Origin of the sequence: Arthrobacter sp. zg-Y1219 (assembly GCF_030125545.1) — a bacterium.
GTDB lineage: Bacteria > Actinomycetota > Actinomycetes > Actinomycetales > Micrococcaceae > Arthrobacter_B.
Map to the genome: position 1 here is coordinate 254818 of NZ_JASKLY010000014.1, position 18585 is coordinate 273402.

17 protein-coding genes and 7 tRNA genes are annotated in these 18585 nt (G+C 64.7%); 13 read left to right on the plus strand and 11 right to left on the minus strand.

Annotated features, from left to right (window positions below):
• Positions 1–127: 127 nt before the first annotated feature.
• The 7 genes from QNO00_RS12445 to QNO00_RS12475 form a co-directional block, all read right to left on the minus strand.
• Positions 128–1693, minus strand: a complete 1566-nt coding sequence (locus QNO00_RS12445) for an HNH endonuclease signature motif containing protein (protein WP_349643484.1) — start codon at positions 1691–1693, stop codon at positions 128–130.
• Between the two features lie 223 nt (positions 1694–1916).
• Positions 1917–1990, minus strand: a tRNA-Gly gene (locus QNO00_RS12450).
• Between the two features lie 25 nt (positions 1991–2015).
• Positions 2016–2087: transfer RNA gene (locus QNO00_RS12455), tRNA-Val, on the minus strand.
• Between the two features lie 45 nt (positions 2088–2132).
• Positions 2133–2206, minus strand: a tRNA-Gly gene (locus QNO00_RS12460).
• 36 nt (positions 2207–2242) lie between these two features.
• Positions 2243–2314, minus strand: a tRNA-Val gene (locus QNO00_RS12465).
• A gap of 24 nt (positions 2315–2338) precedes the next feature.
• Positions 2339–2412, minus strand: a tRNA-Cys gene (locus QNO00_RS12470).
• Between the two features lie 61 nt (positions 2413–2473).
• A tRNA-Gly gene (locus QNO00_RS12475) sits at positions 2474–2547 on the minus strand.
• Positions 2548–3059: 512 nt separating this feature from the next.
• On the opposite strand from QNO00_RS12475, the gene QNO00_RS12480 reads away from it, so the two are divergent.
• Positions 3060–3134 (plus strand) — tRNA-Val (locus QNO00_RS12480).
• Positions 3135–3209: 75 nt separating this feature from the next.
• Here QNO00_RS12480 and QNO00_RS12485 read toward each other — a convergent pair.
• Positions 3210–4106 carry a hypothetical protein gene (locus tag QNO00_RS12485; protein WP_284024710.1) on the minus strand — a complete coding sequence of 299 codons (897 nt, stop codon included), beginning with the start codon at positions 4104–4106 and terminating at the stop codon, positions 3210–3212.
• 280 nt (positions 4107–4386) lie between these two features.
• Between QNO00_RS12485 and QNO00_RS12490 the strand changes: the two genes are divergently transcribed.
• The 4 genes from QNO00_RS12490 (at position 4387) to QNO00_RS12505 (ending at position 7028) form a co-directional block, all read left to right on the plus strand.
• Positions 4387–4668, plus strand: a complete 282-nt coding sequence (locus QNO00_RS12490; protein ID WP_284024711.1) for a hypothetical protein — start codon at positions 4387–4389, stop codon at positions 4666–4668.
• 245 nt (positions 4669–4913) lie between these two features.
• Complete coding sequence (locus QNO00_RS12495) at positions 4914–6290, plus strand: aromatic ring-hydroxylating oxygenase subunit alpha (protein WP_229966835.1); 1377 nt, start codon at positions 4914–4916, stop codon at positions 6288–6290.
• Positions 6291–6296: 6 nt separating this feature from the next.
• Positions 6297–6659 carry a 2Fe-2S iron-sulfur cluster-binding protein gene (locus tag QNO00_RS12500; RefSeq protein ID WP_284024712.1) on the plus strand — a complete coding sequence of 121 codons (363 nt, stop codon included), beginning with the start codon at positions 6297–6299 and terminating at the stop codon, positions 6657–6659.
• 165 nt (positions 6660–6824) lie between these two features.
• Positions 6825–7028 carry a hypothetical protein gene (locus tag QNO00_RS12505; RefSeq protein WP_284024713.1) on the plus strand — a complete coding sequence of 68 codons (204 nt, stop codon included), beginning with the start codon at positions 6825–6827 and terminating at the stop codon, positions 7026–7028.
• 90 nt (positions 7029–7118) lie between these two features.
• Here QNO00_RS12505 and QNO00_RS12510 read toward each other — a convergent pair whose 3' ends face one another.
• Together QNO00_RS12510 and QNO00_RS12515 are read right to left on the minus strand one after the other, a co-directional pair.
• Positions 7119–7553 carry a MaoC/PaaZ C-terminal domain-containing protein gene (locus QNO00_RS12510; protein ID WP_229966832.1) on the minus strand — a complete coding sequence of 145 codons (435 nt, stop codon included), beginning with the start codon at positions 7551–7553 and terminating at the stop codon, positions 7119–7121.
• A gap of 68 nt (positions 7554–7621) precedes the next feature.
• Positions 7622–8125, minus strand: coding sequence for an FAS1-like dehydratase domain-containing protein (locus tag QNO00_RS12515; protein WP_284024714.1), 504 nt, complete (start codon positions 8123–8125; stop codon positions 7622–7624).
• Between the two features lie 206 nt (positions 8126–8331).
• Here QNO00_RS12515 and QNO00_RS12520 point away from each other — a divergent pair, with 206 nt between their 5' ends.
• From QNO00_RS12520 to QNO00_RS12555, 8 genes are all read left to right on the plus strand, one after another.
• A complete protein-coding gene (locus tag QNO00_RS12520) occupies positions 8332–9264 on the plus strand; it encodes a VOC family protein (RefSeq protein WP_284024715.1) in 933 nt (310 codons plus the stop codon).
• Entirely contained in the window at positions 9261–11414 is a 2154-nt protein-coding gene (locus QNO00_RS12525; protein ID WP_284024716.1) for an acetate--CoA ligase family protein, read from the plus strand. The genes QNO00_RS12520 and QNO00_RS12525 overlap by 4 nt, the downstream gene beginning before the upstream one ends.
• Positions 11414–12865 carry an NAD-dependent succinate-semialdehyde dehydrogenase gene (locus tag QNO00_RS12530; protein ID WP_284024717.1) on the plus strand — a complete coding sequence of 484 codons (1452 nt, stop codon included), beginning with the start codon at positions 11414–11416 and terminating at the stop codon, positions 12863–12865. The genes QNO00_RS12525 and QNO00_RS12530 overlap by 1 nt, the downstream gene beginning before the upstream one ends.
• A 298-nt stretch (positions 12866–13163) precedes the next feature.
• Positions 13164–14150: a thiamine pyrophosphate-dependent dehydrogenase E1 component subunit alpha gene (locus QNO00_RS12535; protein WP_229966826.1), complete on the plus strand. Its 987-nt coding sequence runs from the start codon at positions 13164–13166 to the stop codon at positions 14148–14150.
• Between the two features lie 10 nt (positions 14151–14160).
• Entirely contained in the window at positions 14161–15186 is a 1026-nt protein-coding gene (locus tag QNO00_RS12540; protein ID WP_229966825.1) for an alpha-ketoacid dehydrogenase subunit beta, read from the plus strand.
• A gap of 69 nt (positions 15187–15255) precedes the next feature.
• A complete protein-coding gene (locus QNO00_RS12545; protein ID WP_284024718.1) occupies positions 15256–15969 on the plus strand; it encodes a maleylpyruvate isomerase N-terminal domain-containing protein in 714 nt (237 codons plus the stop codon).
• Between the two features lie 83 nt (positions 15970–16052).
• Positions 16053–16283 (plus strand): biotin/lipoyl-containing protein, encoded by a 231-nt coding sequence (locus tag QNO00_RS12550; protein ID WP_229966823.1) that lies wholly within the window; start codon positions 16053–16055, stop codon positions 16281–16283.
• Between the two features lie 3 nt (positions 16284–16286).
• Positions 16287–17072: a 2-oxo acid dehydrogenase subunit E2 gene (locus tag QNO00_RS12555; RefSeq protein ID WP_284024719.1), complete on the plus strand. Its 786-nt coding sequence runs from the start codon at positions 16287–16289 to the stop codon at positions 17070–17072.
• A gap of 101 nt (positions 17073–17173) precedes the next feature.
• Here the strand turns inward: QNO00_RS12555 and QNO00_RS12560 are convergent, their stop codons facing one another.
• On the minus strand, positions 17174–18445 hold the full coding sequence (locus QNO00_RS12560; protein ID WP_284024720.1) for a TetR/AcrR family transcriptional regulator: 1272 nt from the start codon (positions 18443–18445) through the stop codon (positions 17174–17176).
• Positions 18446–18585: the final 140 nt, after the last annotated feature.

Here is an 18585-nt window from a genome sequence, read left to right on the forward strand (position 1 = left end):
GCCAAGCTTGAAGAAGTGGCGCCTCTCCTGTCCGGCCACCCTAACTGCCGGAGCGCGGGGCCCGATCTGCCCGCAGTCCTCGGATGAGCTTGTGGGCAGTCCCGAACCGGGATATGGCGCCCGGACCTCACACCGTTTGTCGGTCTCGGCGCAGTGGATGGAAATACGTGTTGCGCAGCGGTGCTTGGAAGGGATCCACGTAGGTGGGCGGGATGAACCACGGGACACCGTTCCTGACGCGGATGCGCCATTTCTCCCGGTGTATCAAATGATGGTGGAACCCGCAGAGCAGGACACCGTTGTCGGTACTGGTAGCGCCGCCACGGGAGTAATACTCAATGTGGTGGGCCTCGCACCACGGCGCCGGTGAGGTGCAACCGGGGAAAGCACATCCGCCGTCTCTGGCGGTTAGTGCTTTTCTAAGATGCGGCGGGAAGTAGCGGGAAGCACTTCCCACATCCAATATGCGGCCCTCACCGCTTAGGACAACCGGAATGATGTCCGCCTCGCAGGCGATGCGGCGGATTTGGTGAGGTGGGACGGGGCCAGCAAAGGCCAGCATGTCGCTTTCTGTTTTTCTCCCTACTCGTTCCTGGAGCTGCTCATAAGGAACGATGGCCAGGACCTGCGGCTTGGACCCTCCGTTGGCGGGGAGTTGCCCAGACGACAGAGCGATCCTGCAGGATGACACGAGGCCGTCCAGGCACTTTTGCGGATAGCTCCGCCGGTCGGCGGGGACTGCACGTTCGTTTCCTTCCAGATCCATGCAGGCTCCATCCGCGGGATGCCCGGCGTCGTTCCGGGGGCTGGTTTCCGGAGACAACGCCGTCATGAGCGTTTCGAATTGATCCTCCGTCGCGAAAATATCCAGGCGGTGCATCCCGCGGTACTTCCGGCGGATAAACAGGCCCTGCAGTTCGGCCTTTTGCTGCTCAGACGGTTCAGTTCCATCAGGGTCCAACTGGTTCACCCAGGCGCTGGCCACCACAGTGAGGGCATCCAGGTCCTGGCTGACAGCCACTTCCGTCAGTGCCTCCTCCATGGAGGCCCTGTCCTCCGGGCTGCCGCAGCCTTGCACGTGTTTCATGGCCACACTGACCGTCTGGGCGGCTTGCCCGGACACCAGCCCCTGAGCCACCCGAGCGGACAGTGCTGCGAGCTCAGGTTCGATTCTCTGACCAGTCAGGCTAGTTGCCGGCGTAAGAGCCGATCCAAGGCGGATTCGCCTCCACGCCTCGCGACGGCTAATCCGAAGCCGCTGCCGCATGTAGTCCGCTGTGCTCTTAAACTCCTGCTGGGCTTTCCCGGCCGCGGTAGTCCACGATCCTGACATCTCAGCACAAACCCGTCCTCGGTCCATCGCGGCTGCGGTGCCGACCTGCAGATAGTCCACAAACCGGGAAAGTTCCTCGACAGTGGATGCAAGAGATACAAGTTCGGCACAGTCGAGGCGGGGGAGCCATTCGTGAAGATCAGAGGCGGCGTTGCGGACGGAGTAAAGGGCATGGAGTAGCCCTGTAGGACTTATGTGCTCAGTCTCACCAGTCAGAGTTTCGGGCTGTCCGGTCTGTATGGTCCGCGGCGGGTTACCGGTGGGGCCGGCAGTTCCGGTCATCCACGTTGTCCTCGGGGCAGCAATCTCTTCGTCCATGGCATCCAGCCTCTCAAGATGAAGGCCCGGCGTCGAACACATGTTCGAAGTTGGGGAAAAGGCTGCGTCAGTCCGCAAAATTCCGCATTTGTGGAGGAGAAGTCGGGAGGCCAGCACTTCCACGGAGAAACGCCGGAAGGTTAGCGCACGAGACGAATCCCTGAAGCCACGTTAGACAAAGCCGCGTTAAACACAGAAGGAGCAGGCCGTTTGGCCTGCTCCTTCTGATTGTCGCCCCGAAACATCCCCGGAAAGCAACTATGTGAGCGGACGACGGGATTCGAACCCGCGACATCCACCTTGGCAAGGTGGTGCTCTAGCCAGCTGAGCTACGTCCGCAAAACAAGACAACCTGGGTTGTCCGTGCGCGATACTGGGATCGAACCAGTGACCTCTTCCGTGTCAGGGAAGCGCGCTACCGCTGCGCCAATCGCGCTTGATGCATCAAGTCTCCCAAAGGAGGCCCCGATGCAGTCAAGAGAGCGGACGACGGGATTCGAACCCGCGACATCCACCTTGGCAAGGTGGTGCTCTAGCCAGCTGAGCTACGTCCGCAAAAACACAGTTGTGCGTCAAAACGCCTAACTGTAGTGCGCGATACTGGGATCGAACCAGTGACCTCTTCCGTGTCAGGGAAGCGCGCTACCGCTGCGCCAATCGCGCCCATAAGGGCTTGCAAGTCCACCGTGGAGGTGGGGACGGGATTCGAACCCGCGTATACGGCTTTGCAGGCCGCTGCCTCGCCTCTCGGCCACCCCACCGTGACCACTGCATAAGCATAGGCCGACCGGTCAACATCAACCGGTTTTACAGTGACTTGCGAGCGGACGACGGGATTCGAACCCGCGACATCCACCTTGGCAAGGTGGTGCTCTAGCCAGCTGAGCTACGTCCGCATGCTGAAGAAGTTAGTGTAATCGACCTCGAATCGCTTTCGCGTTTCGCGGCGAACTCCCGCTTTCCAACGAAGAAAAACTCTACTGGACGATTCGGAGTTCGTCCAATCGGGGCAAATTTGCGCCACGCCGGAAGCAGTCGTCCTCACCTGCATGTCTTCGCAGGTGGGGGCGGTGAAGCGGCTTGAGGCGGGCTCCTGGGGGGTAGCAAACAGAGCAAGCAGACAAGGAGTGACCGGCCGTGCGGGAGTAGCGGTGCGGGAGTATTGCGGGAGTAACGGTGCGGAAATGGGCAACGGAAGGGGGTAGCCGCCTGTGCGCGATGACGCCGGGCTGAGCCGCGCACGACGCGGAGATCAGCAGGCGCTCCGGCCCCGCCCGCTGTGTTCTGCTGCGACTGGTGTCTTCTCCGACGGCTTGCCCCGACGCGGATCGTGCATCGGTTTGGAGCCAGCTCCAATCTGGGCTAGCATCTTTAGACGTTGCGGTTGTGAAAACAATTTGCAGCAAGGGGGCGATTGGCGCAGTGGTAGCGCGCTTCGTTCACACCGAAGAGGTCACTGGTTCGAACCCAGTATCGCCCACCAAAAGCTGTTGAAGAATTGTCGCTAAGAGGTCCCCCAGGGGGCCTCTTTTCGTATCTCAGGGCAGAAACCCCTGCGCTAGTTTTGCGCGTTGTTCCGATGCGAATACCAACGCTGCCAGGCCTGCAGCCAGCGGGCCTCGGCTGCTGGGTCGGCGATCCCGCAGCACCATAGATCCTGGGCAGCCCGACTGGGTACGTCACTCGCGAAGACGGCATGGCGGATGCTCTCGGCCACCGCCTCGGTGCCAGCCTCTTGCCACCACGGCACGGCAGACGACAGAGCTTTCATTTGATCCAGCAGAGCCATCAACGCCTGGGCAGCTGCCGGAGCATCCTGCCCGGTGAAGTGCATCTGGCTCCGGTGGGCTTCCGTCCACCGGGTGCGCAGCTCCATCATCCACCGGCGCACCTCGGCATACCCGGCAGGATCGGGATTCTCCAGGCTCGTGAGGATAAGTCGCTCGATGGCACCGAATCGGATGCTTGCGCAAGCCTGCGCAAATCCGGGCGGAGCGTCCTCTTGTTCCGCGTGCTCGAGCGTCAATGCGGCGAATGAGCTCAGGTCGGAAACGACGGTAAGGCGAATCTCGGACAACTCGACTCCGCGGGCAACGATCGTGGCAAAAGTGCCGGGGAACCCCGGTCCGGGCGGCAGGACTTCGGCGGATAGATATACGTGGGCGGCGAAAGCATCACCCTGACGGCGGACCACACAGGCCGCACGGGTCTCCTCTACGAGGATCGTTGCATGTTCCAGAGGTGAAAGGCCGGTTTCGTGGGGATCGGCGCCAGGGGTTGACGACTCACTGAGACGGGCGGCAAAAGACAGCAGGGCTGCCTCCAGCAGGACTCCCCGGACAGGTGTCCGACGGCGGTCAGCCGGGCGCGACGTCACCGAAAGGAACGGACCGGCAGGGTTGCGCGGGTCGCCAAAATCGAGCACAACATAGTGGGAATGGACGTTCCCGAGCACCTGACGAACGCGCCCGGGGAGCTTCGGGACGGCCAGCCCCAGCACCGGAGGAACGGCCAGCGGGTCCTCCCAGAGGGGCTCCCGGGGCATGGCGGACGGACTGCCGGAGCTGGCATCGGGAGGTTTTCGGTCCGCTCGGTCAGGCCATGCGTCCATGCAGGCGATGGTCGCATGGGGTGGTTGACCGGGTCTAGGGGGCGCGGCAGAATGCAGACTCACGTGTAACCAATGACACATGGAAACAAACAATCGACACAGGTAAGCAAGCGATGAGGAGTGCATGATGCGGAAGCTCTGGACCAAAAACGGTCGCCCCCTGCTCAATGACGGCAATACGGTGCTGGTGCCTTCGGGTGCGGTGGTGGGAAAGATCAGCGGTGACCGGGTATTTGCAGGAGAGGAACTCGCCTACGTTGGCACGCTGGTGGGGGATCGGCTGGTGTTCCGCAGCTACGACATCGATGGCCCGGAGCGCCACTACACGCGTCCCGTAAGCGTTGCGGACGTTGATGAGGTACCGCCGGCACGCATGTGGGGCGATGAGCCCGTGATCCCTGACTGACCGGGTGGTGCCGGTCTTTATTTGGCCGGCAAGCTTTTTATTTGACCGGGAAACGGAACAAATATTTGGCCCACACCTATTCCCTGTGATGCAAATCACAAGTATGGTTCGGGGGAACGGCTCCGATTCGAGCCGATCAGCCCCTTCGAGGCCACGCGCCAAGGCTGGGAGCGGCGAAGTCAGCAGCAGACCAGGACAAGAACCGGCACAGGGTTGTGCCGGGATGGAAGCAGGGAGATGCAGCTATGACCAGTGTTCAAAACGACCCGACTGTCGTTGAAGCGATCGACACGTCGAAGGTGCCGTACCGGGTGGAAAATGAGCTCTTGGTTCCGACGGCCCGGTACCACGACAAGGAGTTCTTCGAGGTGGAGAAGAACCTTTGGAAGCACGCGTGGCAGCTGGCCTGCCACGGCACGGAAATCCCCAAGCCCGGAGACTTCACGGAATACACCATCCTTGACCAGTCCATCATGCTCATCCGCCAGAAGGACGGCAGCGTCAAGGCGTTCCACAATGCCTGCCGGCACCGCGGCACGGCGATTGCCTGCGGCTCCGGCACTTTCCGGGCCGACCAGGTCGTTTGCCCCTTCCACGGTTGGCGCTGGAATCTTGAGGGCAAGAACACCTACATCTACGCCAAGGATGCCTTCCGCGAGGAAACCGTTCAGCAGGCGGATGTCGACCTCGCCGAAGTGCAGGTGTCGGAGCGCTGGGGATTCGTTTGGATCAACATGGATCCCAAAGCCGTCTCGTTCGAGGAATGGCTTGGAGGGATCAAGGGTCCGCTCGACGGCAACGGATTCGAAAAGGCACACATTACGTGGTGGCACCAGATCGAATTCGAGGCGAACTGGAAGATCGCTCAGGAGGCCTTCTTTGAGGCCTATCACGTGATGCAGGCACACCCCGAGATGGCCGGATTCCTGCGCGATGAAGACTTTAACGCCCTCGCCTTCGCGCACTACAGCACGGATCCGCAGGGGCACGGGTGGACCGATTCCAGAGCGCCGAGAATCCTGCAGCTGCCGGGTCAGGAAGACCGGCTTTTTGCAGACCCGGAGAAGATGACACCTGCGGTGAAGTTCTATATGAGTGCGAAGGTCATGTGGGAAGGATCGCAGTCGCAGACGAATGCTCACTACATCGCGATTCTGGAAGATTTGTTGGAGATAACCGATGCCAATGAATTCTTCGGTGAGTTCTTCAAGCGGGCCTACATCGATGCCGCGATGCGCGGAGTCGAGCTGACACCCATGCATCCGGACACCACCGGGCACTGGACAATGTTTCCGAACTTCACCGGTGTGGCGATGCTGGGCTGCGGCCTGGTCTACCGTGCGCGTCCCCACCCCACGGACCCCAACAAATGCATCTACGACTTCTTCGCCCTGGAAATCCCTCCCACGGGCACCCCGGTCAAGAAGCCCAAGATCGGAGCAGACGACGCGCCCACATGGGATGAACTGTGGTTCGTCCAGCAGGACGCGAGCAACATTGAGCGAATGCAAACGGGTATCCGCTCGTCGGACCTGGAGCACGTCCGTCTCGGTGTCGACGTCGAGCGCCTGATCGTCAACTGGCATCAGGCACTGGACCGAGAACTCGCCAAGTACCTGTAGCCCGAAATGTCTGCGGAGCCGGTATCCATCCCGTTCCCGAAGGTGCGCGTTGAGCCTGCCGGGGTGGTGATCGAGGTAATGGACGGGGAAACCCTCTTCGACGCGGCCTATCGGGAAGGGTATGACTGGCCGACTGTCTGCGCCGGACAGGGCACCTGCTCCCGGTGTCACGTGAGGATCCTGCAGGGTGCTGACCAGGTGGCGCCAGTCGCCCCCTCAGACCCCGAACAGCGCGTGATCAAAAGGGTGGCGCAGCGCAACTACGAGAACAAAACCGAAGGAATCCGCCTGGCCTGCCAGATCGAGTTCGCGGCCGACGTGACCGTTGAGCAGCTGGTTTTCCGCGGGGAACGGCTGCCCGGCACTTAGCCGGGCGGCCCTGCCGGCGCCTCAGCCGACGATCGAGGAAGCAGACGGCGACGGCGGAAGCCGACGACGGCGGCATCCGAAGCGTGGGTTGGGCAGGTCGGGTGGCAGGACAAAACGGGTCGGGCGGCAGAGGGCCGGCGGCCAAGAAGAAGGAGGGATGCGGACATGGCAGTGGTGACAGTGACAACCGATGAGGACAGCGAGGGCTTCCAGCTGGAGGTCGAGCCGATCTTAACCGGAGGGTGGCTTTCCGCCGAACCCGGTTTCAACGGCTTCGGTCCAGGTCAGGTCAAGAAGGTCTACGTTGACGGTGCCGCCCATTGGGCACAGCGTCGGTGGACGCACCTGGCATTGATTCCGGACAGCTGATCCCGGACACGCAAGGACCTGGGCGGGACCGCCAAAGGTCAACATAACGGGACGGTCGGCAGGGATACCAGCCGGCCGTCCTGCTGTCCTTCAGGCGAAAAGGACCCTTGCCGTTCCGGGCGCCAGGTCAGCGCCGGCGGCATCGCGAAGCCAGAGTTCGAGCAGGACCTCAGTGCCGGCGTCGGTCCCGGTGACCTCGATGATGGTGCCGCCGGCGGTGATGCTCCCCTTGGTGTTCGGTTTGCGGAACTGGGCGGAGACTTCCAGGATCCGGCCGCTTTCTCCCATCCAGTTCCGCACTGCGGCATGAAGATAGGAAACGAGGAGATTGCCCTGGCCGAAGGCGCCGGGCATGCCCGCAGCCCGACCGGCGTCGGCATCCATGTGAATCGGGACGAACTCGTCGTTGACGGCAGCAAAGCGGTTCCAGGTGTCCAAGCCTGTCTCGCGGGTCCAGTCGCCAATGGAGGCGCCGGGGACAAGCTCGGGCGTATTGGCGGGTGTTCGAAGGGGTGCGGTGGTCATGATTCCTCGCTCGGGTCTGGGTCGGATCTGGGGTGGGCCTGTGGTCTGGCCGGCGGTAACAGAGGAGGTCAGTAACGGATCAGGGTGAGTTCGGTGCGCTTGACCGTTTGGTTTTCCTGGTTGGTCCAGGTGTCGGTCATGGTCGTGAAGAGCATCCGGCCCAGTCGGCCCTCTCGCTCCGTGTAGCCGGCGAGGATGCGCTCGGACGAAATGGTGTCGCCAACCCTCATGGGGACGCCGTATTCGATCTTCAGGCCGCCGTTGAGCTGCTTGGCGAGCCCTGGACCCTCGATGCCGATGCTCTTCTCCGTGCGGTCCGGATCGTGGCCTGGAACGTCACCGGCATGAGGGGGAGTGTCGGAGGACAGCACGGCCCAGGCGAAGGGGTTCATGTCCTCCGGTGCCGTGAGCCAGGCTTCCTCTGCGCTGAGGTATTTTTCGGGCGGCGGTTCGGGCCAGTAGATCGCCGTCGCCCATCGCCGAATGTCCGAGGCAGAGACGGGGTACGAGACCTGATGACCCAACCGGGCCCCGAGCGCCGCCTGCATCTGGGCGGTAATGAGTGAGCTCATAAGTTTGATTCCTTGACTGGTGGGGCGAAGTGCTGAAGCGGTGGGAGGTGCTTGACAACTGTCTCCGATCAAGGCAGGTTTCATCAATAGCGGAACGAATATTTGTTTCGCGGGCTTTCCCGGTTTAGTTGGTTTTCCGGCCGGCCGGCATTCATATCGACAGCTCAGCACCGTTACTTCGTGTCCGTCAGAGAGGGGATGGCTCCATGGCCATCGGCCAGATCTTCCACATCATTCACATGACCGACGACCTCCCCGCACTGGAGGCCTGGTACGACGACGTCTTCAGCGTGCGCAGGGGGTTCCTGGACCACAACTACATGCCCGGGGAGAAGCGTGACGCCTCCCTGGTGCTGCTGGGGGACACCGTGATCGAGCCGCTGGCACCGGCCTTTCGGGTTGAGGGCTGGGACGCGATGCCCCTGGGCCGCTTTTTCAACCGCTTCGGGCGGCACTGGCATTCGATTGCCTGGTACACCGATGACGCCGGAGAAATGTGGCAGCGCTGCACCGACGCAGGAATCCGAGTCTTCGTCGAAGGCGGCCGGATGACCACTGAGCGCCCCGGACCCAACTCGGCCATCATGACCCACCCCAAGGACACGATCACGCAGCTCGAGTTCTTCAATCCCGAGGGCAGCCAGGTCGGGACGATGGATCCCCGGTCCAACGACAGCGGTTTCGACCCGGAGTGGTGGATTTCCAACCACCCGGTGAAGACCCCGGGGCTGGCCTACACGACCATCCTCACCAAGGACCTGAACCGGGCCACGGGCGTTTTCGCCGGTGTCCTGGGCGGGGAGCTCCTGCACAAGGGATCCTCCGCGCTGACCGGCACCGACGACGCCTACGTGCAGATCGGCGACACCGTCGTCCAGCTTTCGACGCCGAACACCGGGAACACCCTGGCGGCAGCCGACCTGGACGCCAACGGCGAAATTCACCACGCCGCAGCCTTCCGGGTGCAGGACCTCGACGCGGTGCAGGCCTACTTCGAGACCAAAGGCATCACCACCCTGGGCCGGGACGAGCACACCCTGATCACCGATCCGGCCACCACTCACGGCGCCCTGTTCCGCTGGACCACCTGGGACGTCCCCGGCGGACCGCGCGACGCAGCCGGCGGAGGAACGGCGTGAGCGGCGGTCAGTCAGAGGCGCTGCGGCGGCTGCTCAACCCGCGCACCGTGGCCGTGGTGGGGCTGCGGGACGGCGCACCGTTCGTGAAGTCCTTCTCGCCCACGCTGAAAAGCGACGCCACCATCTACTACGTCAACCCGAAGCATCCCGTCGTCATGGGCCAGACGACGGTCCCGACCCTCTCGGACATTCAGGGACCGATCGACGCCGTTTATTGCGTCACCAGCGCCGCGACGGCAGTCACCGTCGTTGAGGAGGCTGCCGCGCTGGACGTCGGCGGCGTCGTTCTGGTGTCCAGCGGCTATGCCGAGATGGGGGATGTGGCCGGGACCGCGTTGCAGGAGAGGATCGCGGCGGCAGCACTGGCGTCAGGTATGGCCGTCGTCGGGCCGAACGGGCTGGGTTACTCGAACGTGCCGCGGAACATCGGCCTCACCATTGCGGCAGACCACAAGCGCCGTGCAGGCGGTCTCTCCATCGTGTCCCAGAGCGGCGCCCTGCTCAGCGGGGTAGTGATGGCGGCCTGGGACCGGCCCCAGATCGGCCTCAACGTTGTCATCTCCGCCGGTAACGAAGCCGTCACCGATCTGGCCGATTACCTGGAGTATCTGGCCCACGACCCCGCCACCACTGCGATTGGCCTGGTGATCGAGAAGATTCGCCGGCCCGAGGCCTTTTTCGAGGCGGCCCGGGGTGCGATCCGGGCCGGAAAGCCGATAGTCGCCCTCAAGCTGGCCCGCAACTCGCGGACACAGGAGATGGCGGCCTCCCACACCGGCGCGCTCACCGGCGATGCGTGGGTGTACGACGTTGCGTTCCGCCAGTTGGGGATCGGCGTCGCCCGGGACCCGGAGGAACTCATCGACCGGCTGGCGGTCATCGACCAGCTCGGCGAGGAATACCGCACCAGCGGCAACGGGCTCGCGGTCATCACCTCCACCGGGGGTTACGCCTCGATGGCCATGGATCTCGCGCTCGACGAGCAGATCGCGGTCCCGGCCCTGGAGCACCTGCGCGGCTGGATCGAGGACCTCATCCCGGGCGTCCATGTGCCCAACCCCTTGGACACCACGCCGATGGGCATGCCGCACCTGGAACAGATCCTGGACCGCTACACGGCCGCCCCCGACGTCGACGCCGTGCTGAACGTCCATCCACTCACGGATGAGGACGAGAGTCCGTACTCCGGGGCGTTCCTCCAGGCCTTTGTGGCCGCGGCGGAGAAGACCGGCAAGCCCTTCCTGGTCTCGAACTGCGGAGGAGCGCTGGGGGACTGGGCACGGAAGATCGTGGACGCATCCCCCGCCGCGGCCGGCGGTCACGGAATACGGGCCACATTGCGCGGACTGCAGACACTGGGAGACTTCTCGCGCCGGCGCCCGATGATGGCCGGCCCCCGGGCGGAGGCAGCACCGGTTGCCCGACCGGAACAGCCAACGGTCGCCACCCCGGAAGGATCGATGCTCCCGTTCGCTGCGGCCATGGAGCTGCTGCGGTCGCAGGGAATCCCGGTCGCTCCTTACCACCTGGTGGCGCCGGACGCCGAAGTCAGCCCCCCGGATTTTGCCGGTCCGTACGTCGTCAAGCTCGCCGACGTCGGTCATCGGACCGAACACGGGGCAGTTGAAGTCGGAGTCCCCGCGGATGAACTCCGTGCCGCTGTAACCCGGATGCGGAGCATAGCGCGGCGCGACGCGCTGCCCGCGCTCGTCGTCGTCCAGCCGATGCTGGCGGTGCGCGCAGAGGCGTTCATCGGCATCCAGTCCACCGAGCTCGGCCCCATGGTGGTCTTCGGGCTCGGCGGCGTGATGGTCGAGGTCATCAACCGCATCGGCGGCCGAATGGCGCCCTTCCCCCGCTCCGAGGCCGAGGACTTGATTGCCGAGTTCGAAGATGCCCGGCTGATGCACGGGTTCCGCGGCCAGCCGGCCTGGGAGCTTAATGCGCTCGCAGACCTCCTGGTGCGCGTCGGCGACTTCGCGGCCGGCAGCTCCGAATGGCTCGGGTCCCTCGACATCAACCCCCTGGTGGTCACCGACGACGGGTTCGCCGCCGTCGACGCGCTCTGCCTGCTCCAGGCACCGCCGGCACCGGCACCGGAACCTTCCCCCGTTTCTGAAAGCTCTGTCCCTGAAAGGACCTCCATCTGATGAGCGCGAACACTGCCACCACAATCCTGATCGGCGGCGAGTGGCGCGAAGCGCTCAGCCGCTCCACCTTTCCGGTAACCAACCCAGCCACCGCAGCGGTGATCGGGTGGGCGTCCGACGGCGGAGCCGACGACACCGCGGCCGCCATCGCTGCCGCCGATGGCGCCTTTGACGCCTGGGCCGGGACCACGGCACACCAGCGCTCGGGGATCCTGGCTCAGGCGAACCTGATCATGCGCGGCAGGCAAAAGGAACTGGCCGCCCTGATGACCAGCGAGCAGGGCAAACCGCTCAAGGCTTCCCTGAACGAGGTGGGCTACGCCGCGGACTTCCTGGCCTGGTTCGCCGAGGAGGCCAAGCGGATCGGCGGCGTCACGATTCCCTCAGCCCGCGCCGACCAGCGCTTCATCACGATGCGCCAGCCCGTCGGCGTGGTTGCTGCCATTACGCCGTGGAACTATCCCATTTCGATGCTCACCCGCAAGCTCGCTCCGGCGCTGGCGGCAGGCTGCACCTCGGTGCTCAAGCCCGCGGCACTCACGCCGCTGTGCGCGGTGGCCACCCTGGAGGTCCTCGTGGAAGCCGGAGTGCCGGCAGGTGTGCTGAACATGGTCACCACCAGCCGCGCGGCTGCCGTGGGGGACACCCTGGTTGAATCGCCGGTGGTGCGGAAACTGACGTTCACCGGCTCCACCGCCGTTGGCAAGAAACTTGCCGCCAAGGCAACCGAGAGTCTCAAGCGCGTCTCCGTGGAGCTGGGAGGCCATGCACCGTTCATCGTGTTCCCGGATGCCGACCCAGTGCGGGCCGCCAAGGGGGCTGCGCTGGTGAAGTTCCTCAACACCGGCCAGGCCTGCATCAGTCCCAACCGGATCTACGTGCACCGCTCGCACTACGACACGTTCGTCACCACGCTCACCGAGCGGGTCAAGGCACTCAAGGTGGGCGCGGGTGAAACTCCGGGCGTCTCGATCGGCCCGCTTATCGACGAGCGTGCGGTCACCAAGATGGAGTCGCAGGTCCTGGATGCGCTGGAGAAGGGTGCCCGCGTGACGGTGGGCGGCGAACGGGTCGAGGTCGAGGGGTTGGAGGGGAAGACCTTCTTCGCGCCCACGGTCCTGGCCGATGTGACGCCGGAAATGCAGATCTACTACGAGGAGACGTTCGGACCGATCGCGGCGGTGATGCCGTACGACGACGAAGAGGAGGTGATCGCCAAGGCCAACGACAGCGAATACGGACTGGCGGCCTACGTCTACACCAATGATCTGTCCACGGCCATCCGGGTCACTGAGAAGCTCCGGTACGGGATGGTGGGCGTGAACGACATCAACCCGACCTCGGCCTCGGCACCGTTCGGCGGCGTCAAGGCCAGCGGACTGGGCCGTGAGGGCGGATATGAGGGGATCGACGAGTATCTCGACACCAAGCTCGTCGGGATCGCCGTGTGAGCCCTCCCGGCGCCCTTCCGGCGCCCTCCCGGCGCCCTTCCGGCGCCCTTCCGGCGCCCTTCCGCACGCCCGGCACAGCGCCGGTCACGGCGCCCCTCCCATCGCACGGCCAAGTGTGATGCTTGACACACCCAAGGCTCTCGACTAGGTTCCAATAACCAAATAATTGTTCCGCATGAGGCAGGGAGCGGCCGGCATCGACGCCGGTATCGCGTCCGGCCGTCCGGCAGGCGGATAGCTCTCCAGGTCCACAGGCGCCCCGGCGCCGCAGCTTAATTTCGACAGGAGTACGCACACCATGACCGCAACGCTCGAGGTGGATCCGACCACCGACATCGATCCCCAGATTCTCCTGGGGATCTACACGATCGCCGCCAAGATCAAGATGTACGACGACACTTACATCTCCATGCTCCAGACCGGTAAGGCAACGGGCATGTACTACTCGCCCCGCGGCCAGGAGATCATCCCCTCCGCGATCGCGCAGGTGCTCACCAAGGAGGACTACGTCCTCACCATCTACCGCGGCATCCACGACCAGATCGCCAAGGGTGTTCCCCTGCGGGAACTGACAGCTGAGTTCTTTGGCCGGGTCGGCGGCACCTGCAAGGGCAAGGGCGGTCCGATGCACGTCACCCACCCGGAGTCCGGCCTGATCGTCACCACCGGCGTCGTGGGCTCCGGCCTGCCGATCGCCAACGGCGTCGCCCTCTCGGCCCAGATGCGCGGCACTGACCAGGTGACTGTCGTGAACTTCGGCGACGGCGCCACTAACATCGGTGCCTTCCACGAAGCGATGAACCTGGCTTCGGTGTGGAACCTGCCGGTGGTCTTTGTCTGCCAGAACAACCAGTACGCCGAATACACCGCCTTTGCGCAGGGCACCTCGGCGGCGCAGATCACGGATCGGGCCATCGGCTACTCGATGCGCGCCTTCCATGTGAACGGCAACAACCCCGTGGAAATGTACGAGGCAGCCCGCCAGGCCGTTGATGCGGCCCGTACGGGCGGCGGACCCACCCTGATCGAAGCCGACACCTACCGGTTCCGCGGCCACACCCCGCAGGATCCGATGGAGTACATGCCCAAGGAGGAACGCGCCGCCGCCGAGGCTGCGGACCCGGTGCCGGCCCTGCGCCGGCGCCTCCTCGAGGAGGGCATTGCCACCGAGGAGCAGCTCAAGGACATCGAGGATGCGCACCGCGCCGAAATCGACGACGCCTTCGCCTTCGCCGAAGCGAGCCCACAGCCCGACCTGTCCGAGCTCCACACCGACCTCGTCTGAAAGAGCGGAAATGACTACGCAAGCACAGGCCCCCGAAAGCACCGACGACACGCCGCAGGAACGAATCCTGAGCATGGTCCAGGCGATCAACGAAGCCCTCGATGTGGGAATGACGATCGACGAGACCGTCTTCGAACTCGGTGAGGACATCCAGGACCCCGCCGGCGGCGGATTCAAGATCCACAAGGGTCTGTCCACCAAGTTTGGACTGGAACGGGTCCGTCCCACGCCGATTTCAGAGCAGGCCATCATGGGCGCCGCCGTCGGCGCCGCAATCGCCGGGATGCGCCCGGTGGCCGAGATCATGCTGATGAACTTCCTGGCCGTAGCCTCGGACCAGCTCATCAACCACGCGGCGAAACTTCGCTACATGTCCGGCGGCCAGACCAAGGTTCCGCTGGTGGTGCGGACCACGACCGGCGCAGGCGGCGGGTTCGGGGCCCAGCACTCCGACATGCTGGAGGCGCAGCTGACGCACACCCCCGGGCTGAAGGTGGTTGTGCCCTCGACGCCGGCGGATGCCAAGGGGCTGCTGCTGTCTTCCATCTTCGACGACGACCCGGTCGTTTTCGTGGAAATGTTCATGCTCTACTTCACGCAGAAGGGCCACGTTCCGCCGGGTGACTACCGGGTGCCGCTGGGCAAGCTGCGGACCGCCCGTGAGGGCTCCGACGTGACGCTGGTCAGCTGGGGCCGCCAGGTGCACGACTGCATCGGTGTCGCGGAAAAGCTGGCAGGCGACGGCATCAATGCCGAGGTCATCGACCTGCGCACCCTGGTCCCGCTTGACCGGGAAGGGCTGCTCAACGCAGTGGCCGGAACCAAGCGGGCCGTCATCGTGCACGAAGCAGTGCGCCGCGGCGGTTACGGTGCCGAACTTGCAGCCACCATCTCCGAAGAGCTTTTCGGCGAGCTGGCCGGTCCCGTGCGCCGCGTCGGCGGTGCGGAAACCCCGGTCCCGTACGCCCGGAACCTCGAGGCGGAGTACCTGCCGCACGCCGGTCGGATCGAGCAGGCGGTTCGGTCCCTGTTCTGATCCGTTCCGGGCAACGCTCAGCACCACCGCAGCATGACCGCACCTTCGCTCTAGACCGAAAGGCAGAAAATGACTGTTCAACTTCCAGACCCCGTGCTCGACAAAGCGCCGAGCAACGAGGAAATGCTGCAGGCGTACCTGGACGGGGCTGCCCGGCTGATCGCGTTGGCCCGCGACGCCGGAGACGCTAAGGCCGATACCATCGTCCCCGCCTCCCCGGCCTGGAGCGTGCGCAATGTTGTTGCCCATCTGACCAGCGTCGCCTCCATCTCCGTGAATCAGCTGGGCTGGGGCGATGACGTGCAGGCCACCATCGACCGGGAGGTCGCAGACCGTGCCGACTCCACGGTGGATTCGATCACCAAGGAGTGGGAAGCACTGCTCGGCCCGCTCGCCTCCATGTTCGCCGGGCATCCCTCTGGTCCGCTCGTCGTCGACGTCGTTACGCACGAACACGATGTGCGGGCGGCGCTGGGCCCCGAGTACCAGGACCACAGTGCCGGACTTGAGGAGGCTCTCTCGGCCATGGTCGGCTGGGTGCGCTACCTCGGACTCGTGGGGGAGCCAGGGCTGCTGTTGAAGACCCCGACCTCGCAGGCGCTCTTCGGCGGACCGGAGATCGGCTGTGAGGTGGAGCTGCCGAGTGACTGGGAGCTCTTTCGGCTGCTGGGCGTTCGGCGCTCCGAGGAACAGCTGATGGCTTACCCGGCCACAGGGAACAAGTCGCTGCTCCTGGCGGTCACCAGCCGCTACCCGTTGCCGGTCGCCCCGCTTATTGACTGACGGCTCCCCCCCGGGTGGCGGCTCCGGGAGCCGCCACCCGTCCAACGAAGCAACCCCGCACACATGACGCACGGAGGAGAAAGATGGCAACCGAGGTTAAGATTCCGCAACTGGGGGTCACCATGCAGGAGGGCGAGATCGCCGAGTGGTTTGTGGCGGAAGGTGCCGAGGTGAAGGCCGGGGATCCGATCTACCTGCTGGAAAGCGACAAATCCTCGACCGACGTCGAATCCCCGATCGACGGGATCCTGCGGATCAAGGTGCCTGAAGGGGCAACCTATCCGGTGGGCACGGTCGTAGCGGAGATCGAGTAACCGATGACGGCAGAGACCGACGCTGCCGGCTCCAGGCCCCGGGTGTCGGAAGGGTTGGAAGCCGGGACTACCGCCCGGCTTCCAAGGATGCGCAGGATCATTGCCTCGCGGATGACCGAGTCGTTGCGTATTGCAGCTCAGCTGACGGCCGTCCAGGAGGCTGACGTCACCGCCGTTGCGGAACTGCGGAACCGGGTCAAGGGGAGCTTCCTGGAGGTCGAAGGGGCGCCGCTGTCCTACCTTCCCTTCTTCATCCGCGCCCTGGTCGAGGCCGGCCAGGAATTCCCCCGGTTCAACGCCTCCATCGATGAGACCGGAACCCAGGTCACTTATCACGCCGGTGTCCACGTCGGGATTGCCGTCGACACGCCCCGCGGGCTGGTGGTCCCGGTGCTCCGGGATGCACAGGCAATGTCGATCCCCGAGATCGCCCGCGGAGTAGCGGCGCTCGCGGGCAGGGTCCGGGAAGGCCTGGCCGGCCCGGACGAACTCACCGGAAGCACCATCACGCTGTCGAACATCGCCGGTGCGGGGACGCTGACTGACACGCCGATCATCAACTATCCGGAGGTGGCCATCCTGGGCACCGGTGCGGTGGTCCGCCGGCCGCGGGTCGTCGCAGCCGACGACGGCACCGAGTCCATCCTCATCCGTTCCGTCTGCTCACTGCCGCTGACCTACGACCACCGGCTGATTGACGGCGCTGACGCCGGGCGCTTCCTCGCCGCGATCCGCAGGCGCCTGGAGGCCGCTGACTTCACTGCCGACTTGGCGGCTTACGGCGCCTGAAAGCCTCAGCAAGGGGCATAAAGGCCCACCTGAGAGGCCTGAACATCGCGCCAGAACACCGCCGGAACCGGTCCCGATACGGCCCGGCACCGGGGGTGTCCTTACCGCGGGGTAAGGGCGCCTCTGAGCAGGTGTTCGCGCAGGAATGCCTGAATCCGCCGCTGGCTGGTTCGCTCATGGCGGCCCGAAGCGCTCCACAGCACGCTGCGCACATAGCTGGCCAGGATGTCCGGCGCCGCATACCTCTGGATCCGCCCTTCATCCTGGCCCTGCCCGAGCAGACCGGCGAGCAGCTCCTGCCGTTCTTTCGTGTGCCTGACATAGCGGTTCACCGGGGCCTGGGATTCTTGCTGGCGGTTCCAAATCAGCGACATCATGTGGGCCTCGTCCGTGAACCGGCGCGCCGCGTAAGCTACGCCGAATGCCAGTGCGTCCAGGGATTCGGCCTCCGATTCGGCTTCCGTGGTCAGGGCAACCCGGAGCAGTGCGTCGAGCTGCTCGTCGTAGTTGTCGACAATCTCAGCAAAAAGCGCCTGCTTGGACTCGATCCGCCGGTAGAGCGTGCCCATCCGGACTTCGGCAGCCTCGGCAATGTCGCGGATGGTCGTGGCATCGAAACCCCGGCGGGCAAACTCGCGCCGCGCGGCGGTGACAATCTGCGCGCGGGTCTCGTCTCCGGCGTCGGGCTGGACCTGGTGGGCGATCACATCCTTGACGGCTGCCATCGGGGCGGAAGCATCGAGCGAGGCATTGTCGGGGCCGTCCAGCACGACGCCGTGGAGCAGCAGATCGCACAGCAGGCGGGAGGATTCGTCCACGCCCCGGGGATCGCCGGCGCTTACGCCCGGGCTGACCGCGAGGCCCTGCAGGGCGTAGGTCAGCATGTCCTGGTCCATCACGCCCGGCGGTGCCAGCGGTGCCAGGTCTGCAATCACAGAGCGCCATACCCGCTGCAGGGCGGCCGGGCGGTGGTTGACCGCTGCGGAGAAACGCTTGCTGGCGACCGTCGGCGCTTCGAAGATGCGCAGGCCCAGCGCAGGCGCATGCTGCTTACCGACGACGGAGACGTCGGCGACGAGCCAGCGGAGGCGTTCTTCCGGGGGCAGCGCCGTGTGCTCGGGTGTGCGGAAATCGACCGCAACTTTGTAGAGCGCAGCGTGGAAGGCATCCGAGAGTTCAATCGCGATTGTCTCTTTGGCCGCGAAGTGGTGGTACAGGCTGCCGGGAAGAATACCGACAGCCTGGGCAATGTCGTTCATGGTGGTTGCCGCGTAGCCCTTGGAAGCAAAGAGTGCCCCAGCAGCCGCGCGGATCTCGTCGGTGCGGGCGCCCCCCGACTGCGGCACATCGATGGTTGCAGCTTCGCTTGGCATGGGCGTCCCTCTATAGGCGGTTCGCGATCCGCGGTGGCGGATCGCAGACCTTAATCGGTGTCCGGCGGGAGGAATGCCCCCGGAGCAAATATTAGCGCAGGCACCCCGAGTTTTCGGGGGCTGAGACGGTTCCCGGGGCC

Excerpts from the sequence above, each read along its gene's own strand:
- QNO00_RS12545 (WP_284024718.1), top strand. The coding sequence starts at position 15,256 with ATGACTGTTCAACTTCCAGACCCCGTGCTCGACAAAGCGCCGAGCAAC.
- QNO00_RS12540 (WP_229966825.1), top strand. The coding sequence starts at position 14,161 with ATGACTACGCAAGCACAGGCCCCCGAAAGCACCGACGACACGCCGCAG.
- QNO00_RS12555 (WP_284024719.1), top strand. The coding sequence starts at position 16,287 with ATGACGGCAGAGACCGACGCTGCCGGCTCCAGGCCCCGGGTGTCGGAA.
- QNO00_RS12495 (WP_229966835.1), top strand. The coding sequence starts at position 4,914 with ATGACCAGTGTTCAAAACGACCCGACTGTCGTTGAAGCGATCGACACG.
- QNO00_RS12490 (WP_284024711.1), top strand. The coding sequence starts at position 4,387 with ATGATGCGGAAGCTCTGGACCAAAAACGGTCGCCCCCTGCTCAATGAC.
- QNO00_RS12530 (WP_284024717.1), top strand. The coding sequence starts at position 11,414 with ATGAGCGCGAACACTGCCACCACAATCCTGATCGGCGGCGAGTGGCGC.
- QNO00_RS12515 (WP_284024714.1), bottom strand. The coding sequence starts at position 8,125 with ATGAGCTCACTCATTACCGCCCAGATGCAGGCGGCGCTCGGGGCCCGG.
- QNO00_RS12510 (WP_229966832.1), bottom strand. The coding sequence starts at position 7,553 with ATGACCACCGCACCCCTTCGAACACCCGCCAATACGCCCGAGCTTGTC.
- QNO00_RS12535 (WP_229966826.1), top strand. The coding sequence starts at position 13,164 with ATGACCGCAACGCTCGAGGTGGATCCGACCACCGACATCGATCCCCAG.
- QNO00_RS12550 (WP_229966823.1), top strand. The coding sequence starts at position 16,053 with ATGGCAACCGAGGTTAAGATTCCGCAACTGGGGGTCACCATGCAGGAG.
- QNO00_RS12500 (WP_284024712.1), top strand. The coding sequence starts at position 6,297 with ATGTCTGCGGAGCCGGTATCCATCCCGTTCCCGAAGGTGCGCGTTGAG.
- QNO00_RS12520 (WP_284024715.1), top strand. The coding sequence starts at position 8,332 with ATGGCCATCGGCCAGATCTTCCACATCATTCACATGACCGACGACCTC.
- QNO00_RS12505 (WP_284024713.1), top strand. The coding sequence starts at position 6,825 with ATGGCAGTGGTGACAGTGACAACCGATGAGGACAGCGAGGGCTTCCAG.
- QNO00_RS12445 (WP_349643484.1), bottom strand. The coding sequence starts at position 1,693 with ATGTGTTCGACGCCGGGCCTTCATCTTGAGAGGCTGGATGCCATGGAC.
- QNO00_RS12560 (WP_284024720.1), bottom strand. The coding sequence starts at position 18,445 with ATGCCAAGCGAAGCTGCAACCATCGATGTGCCGCAGTCGGGGGGCGCC.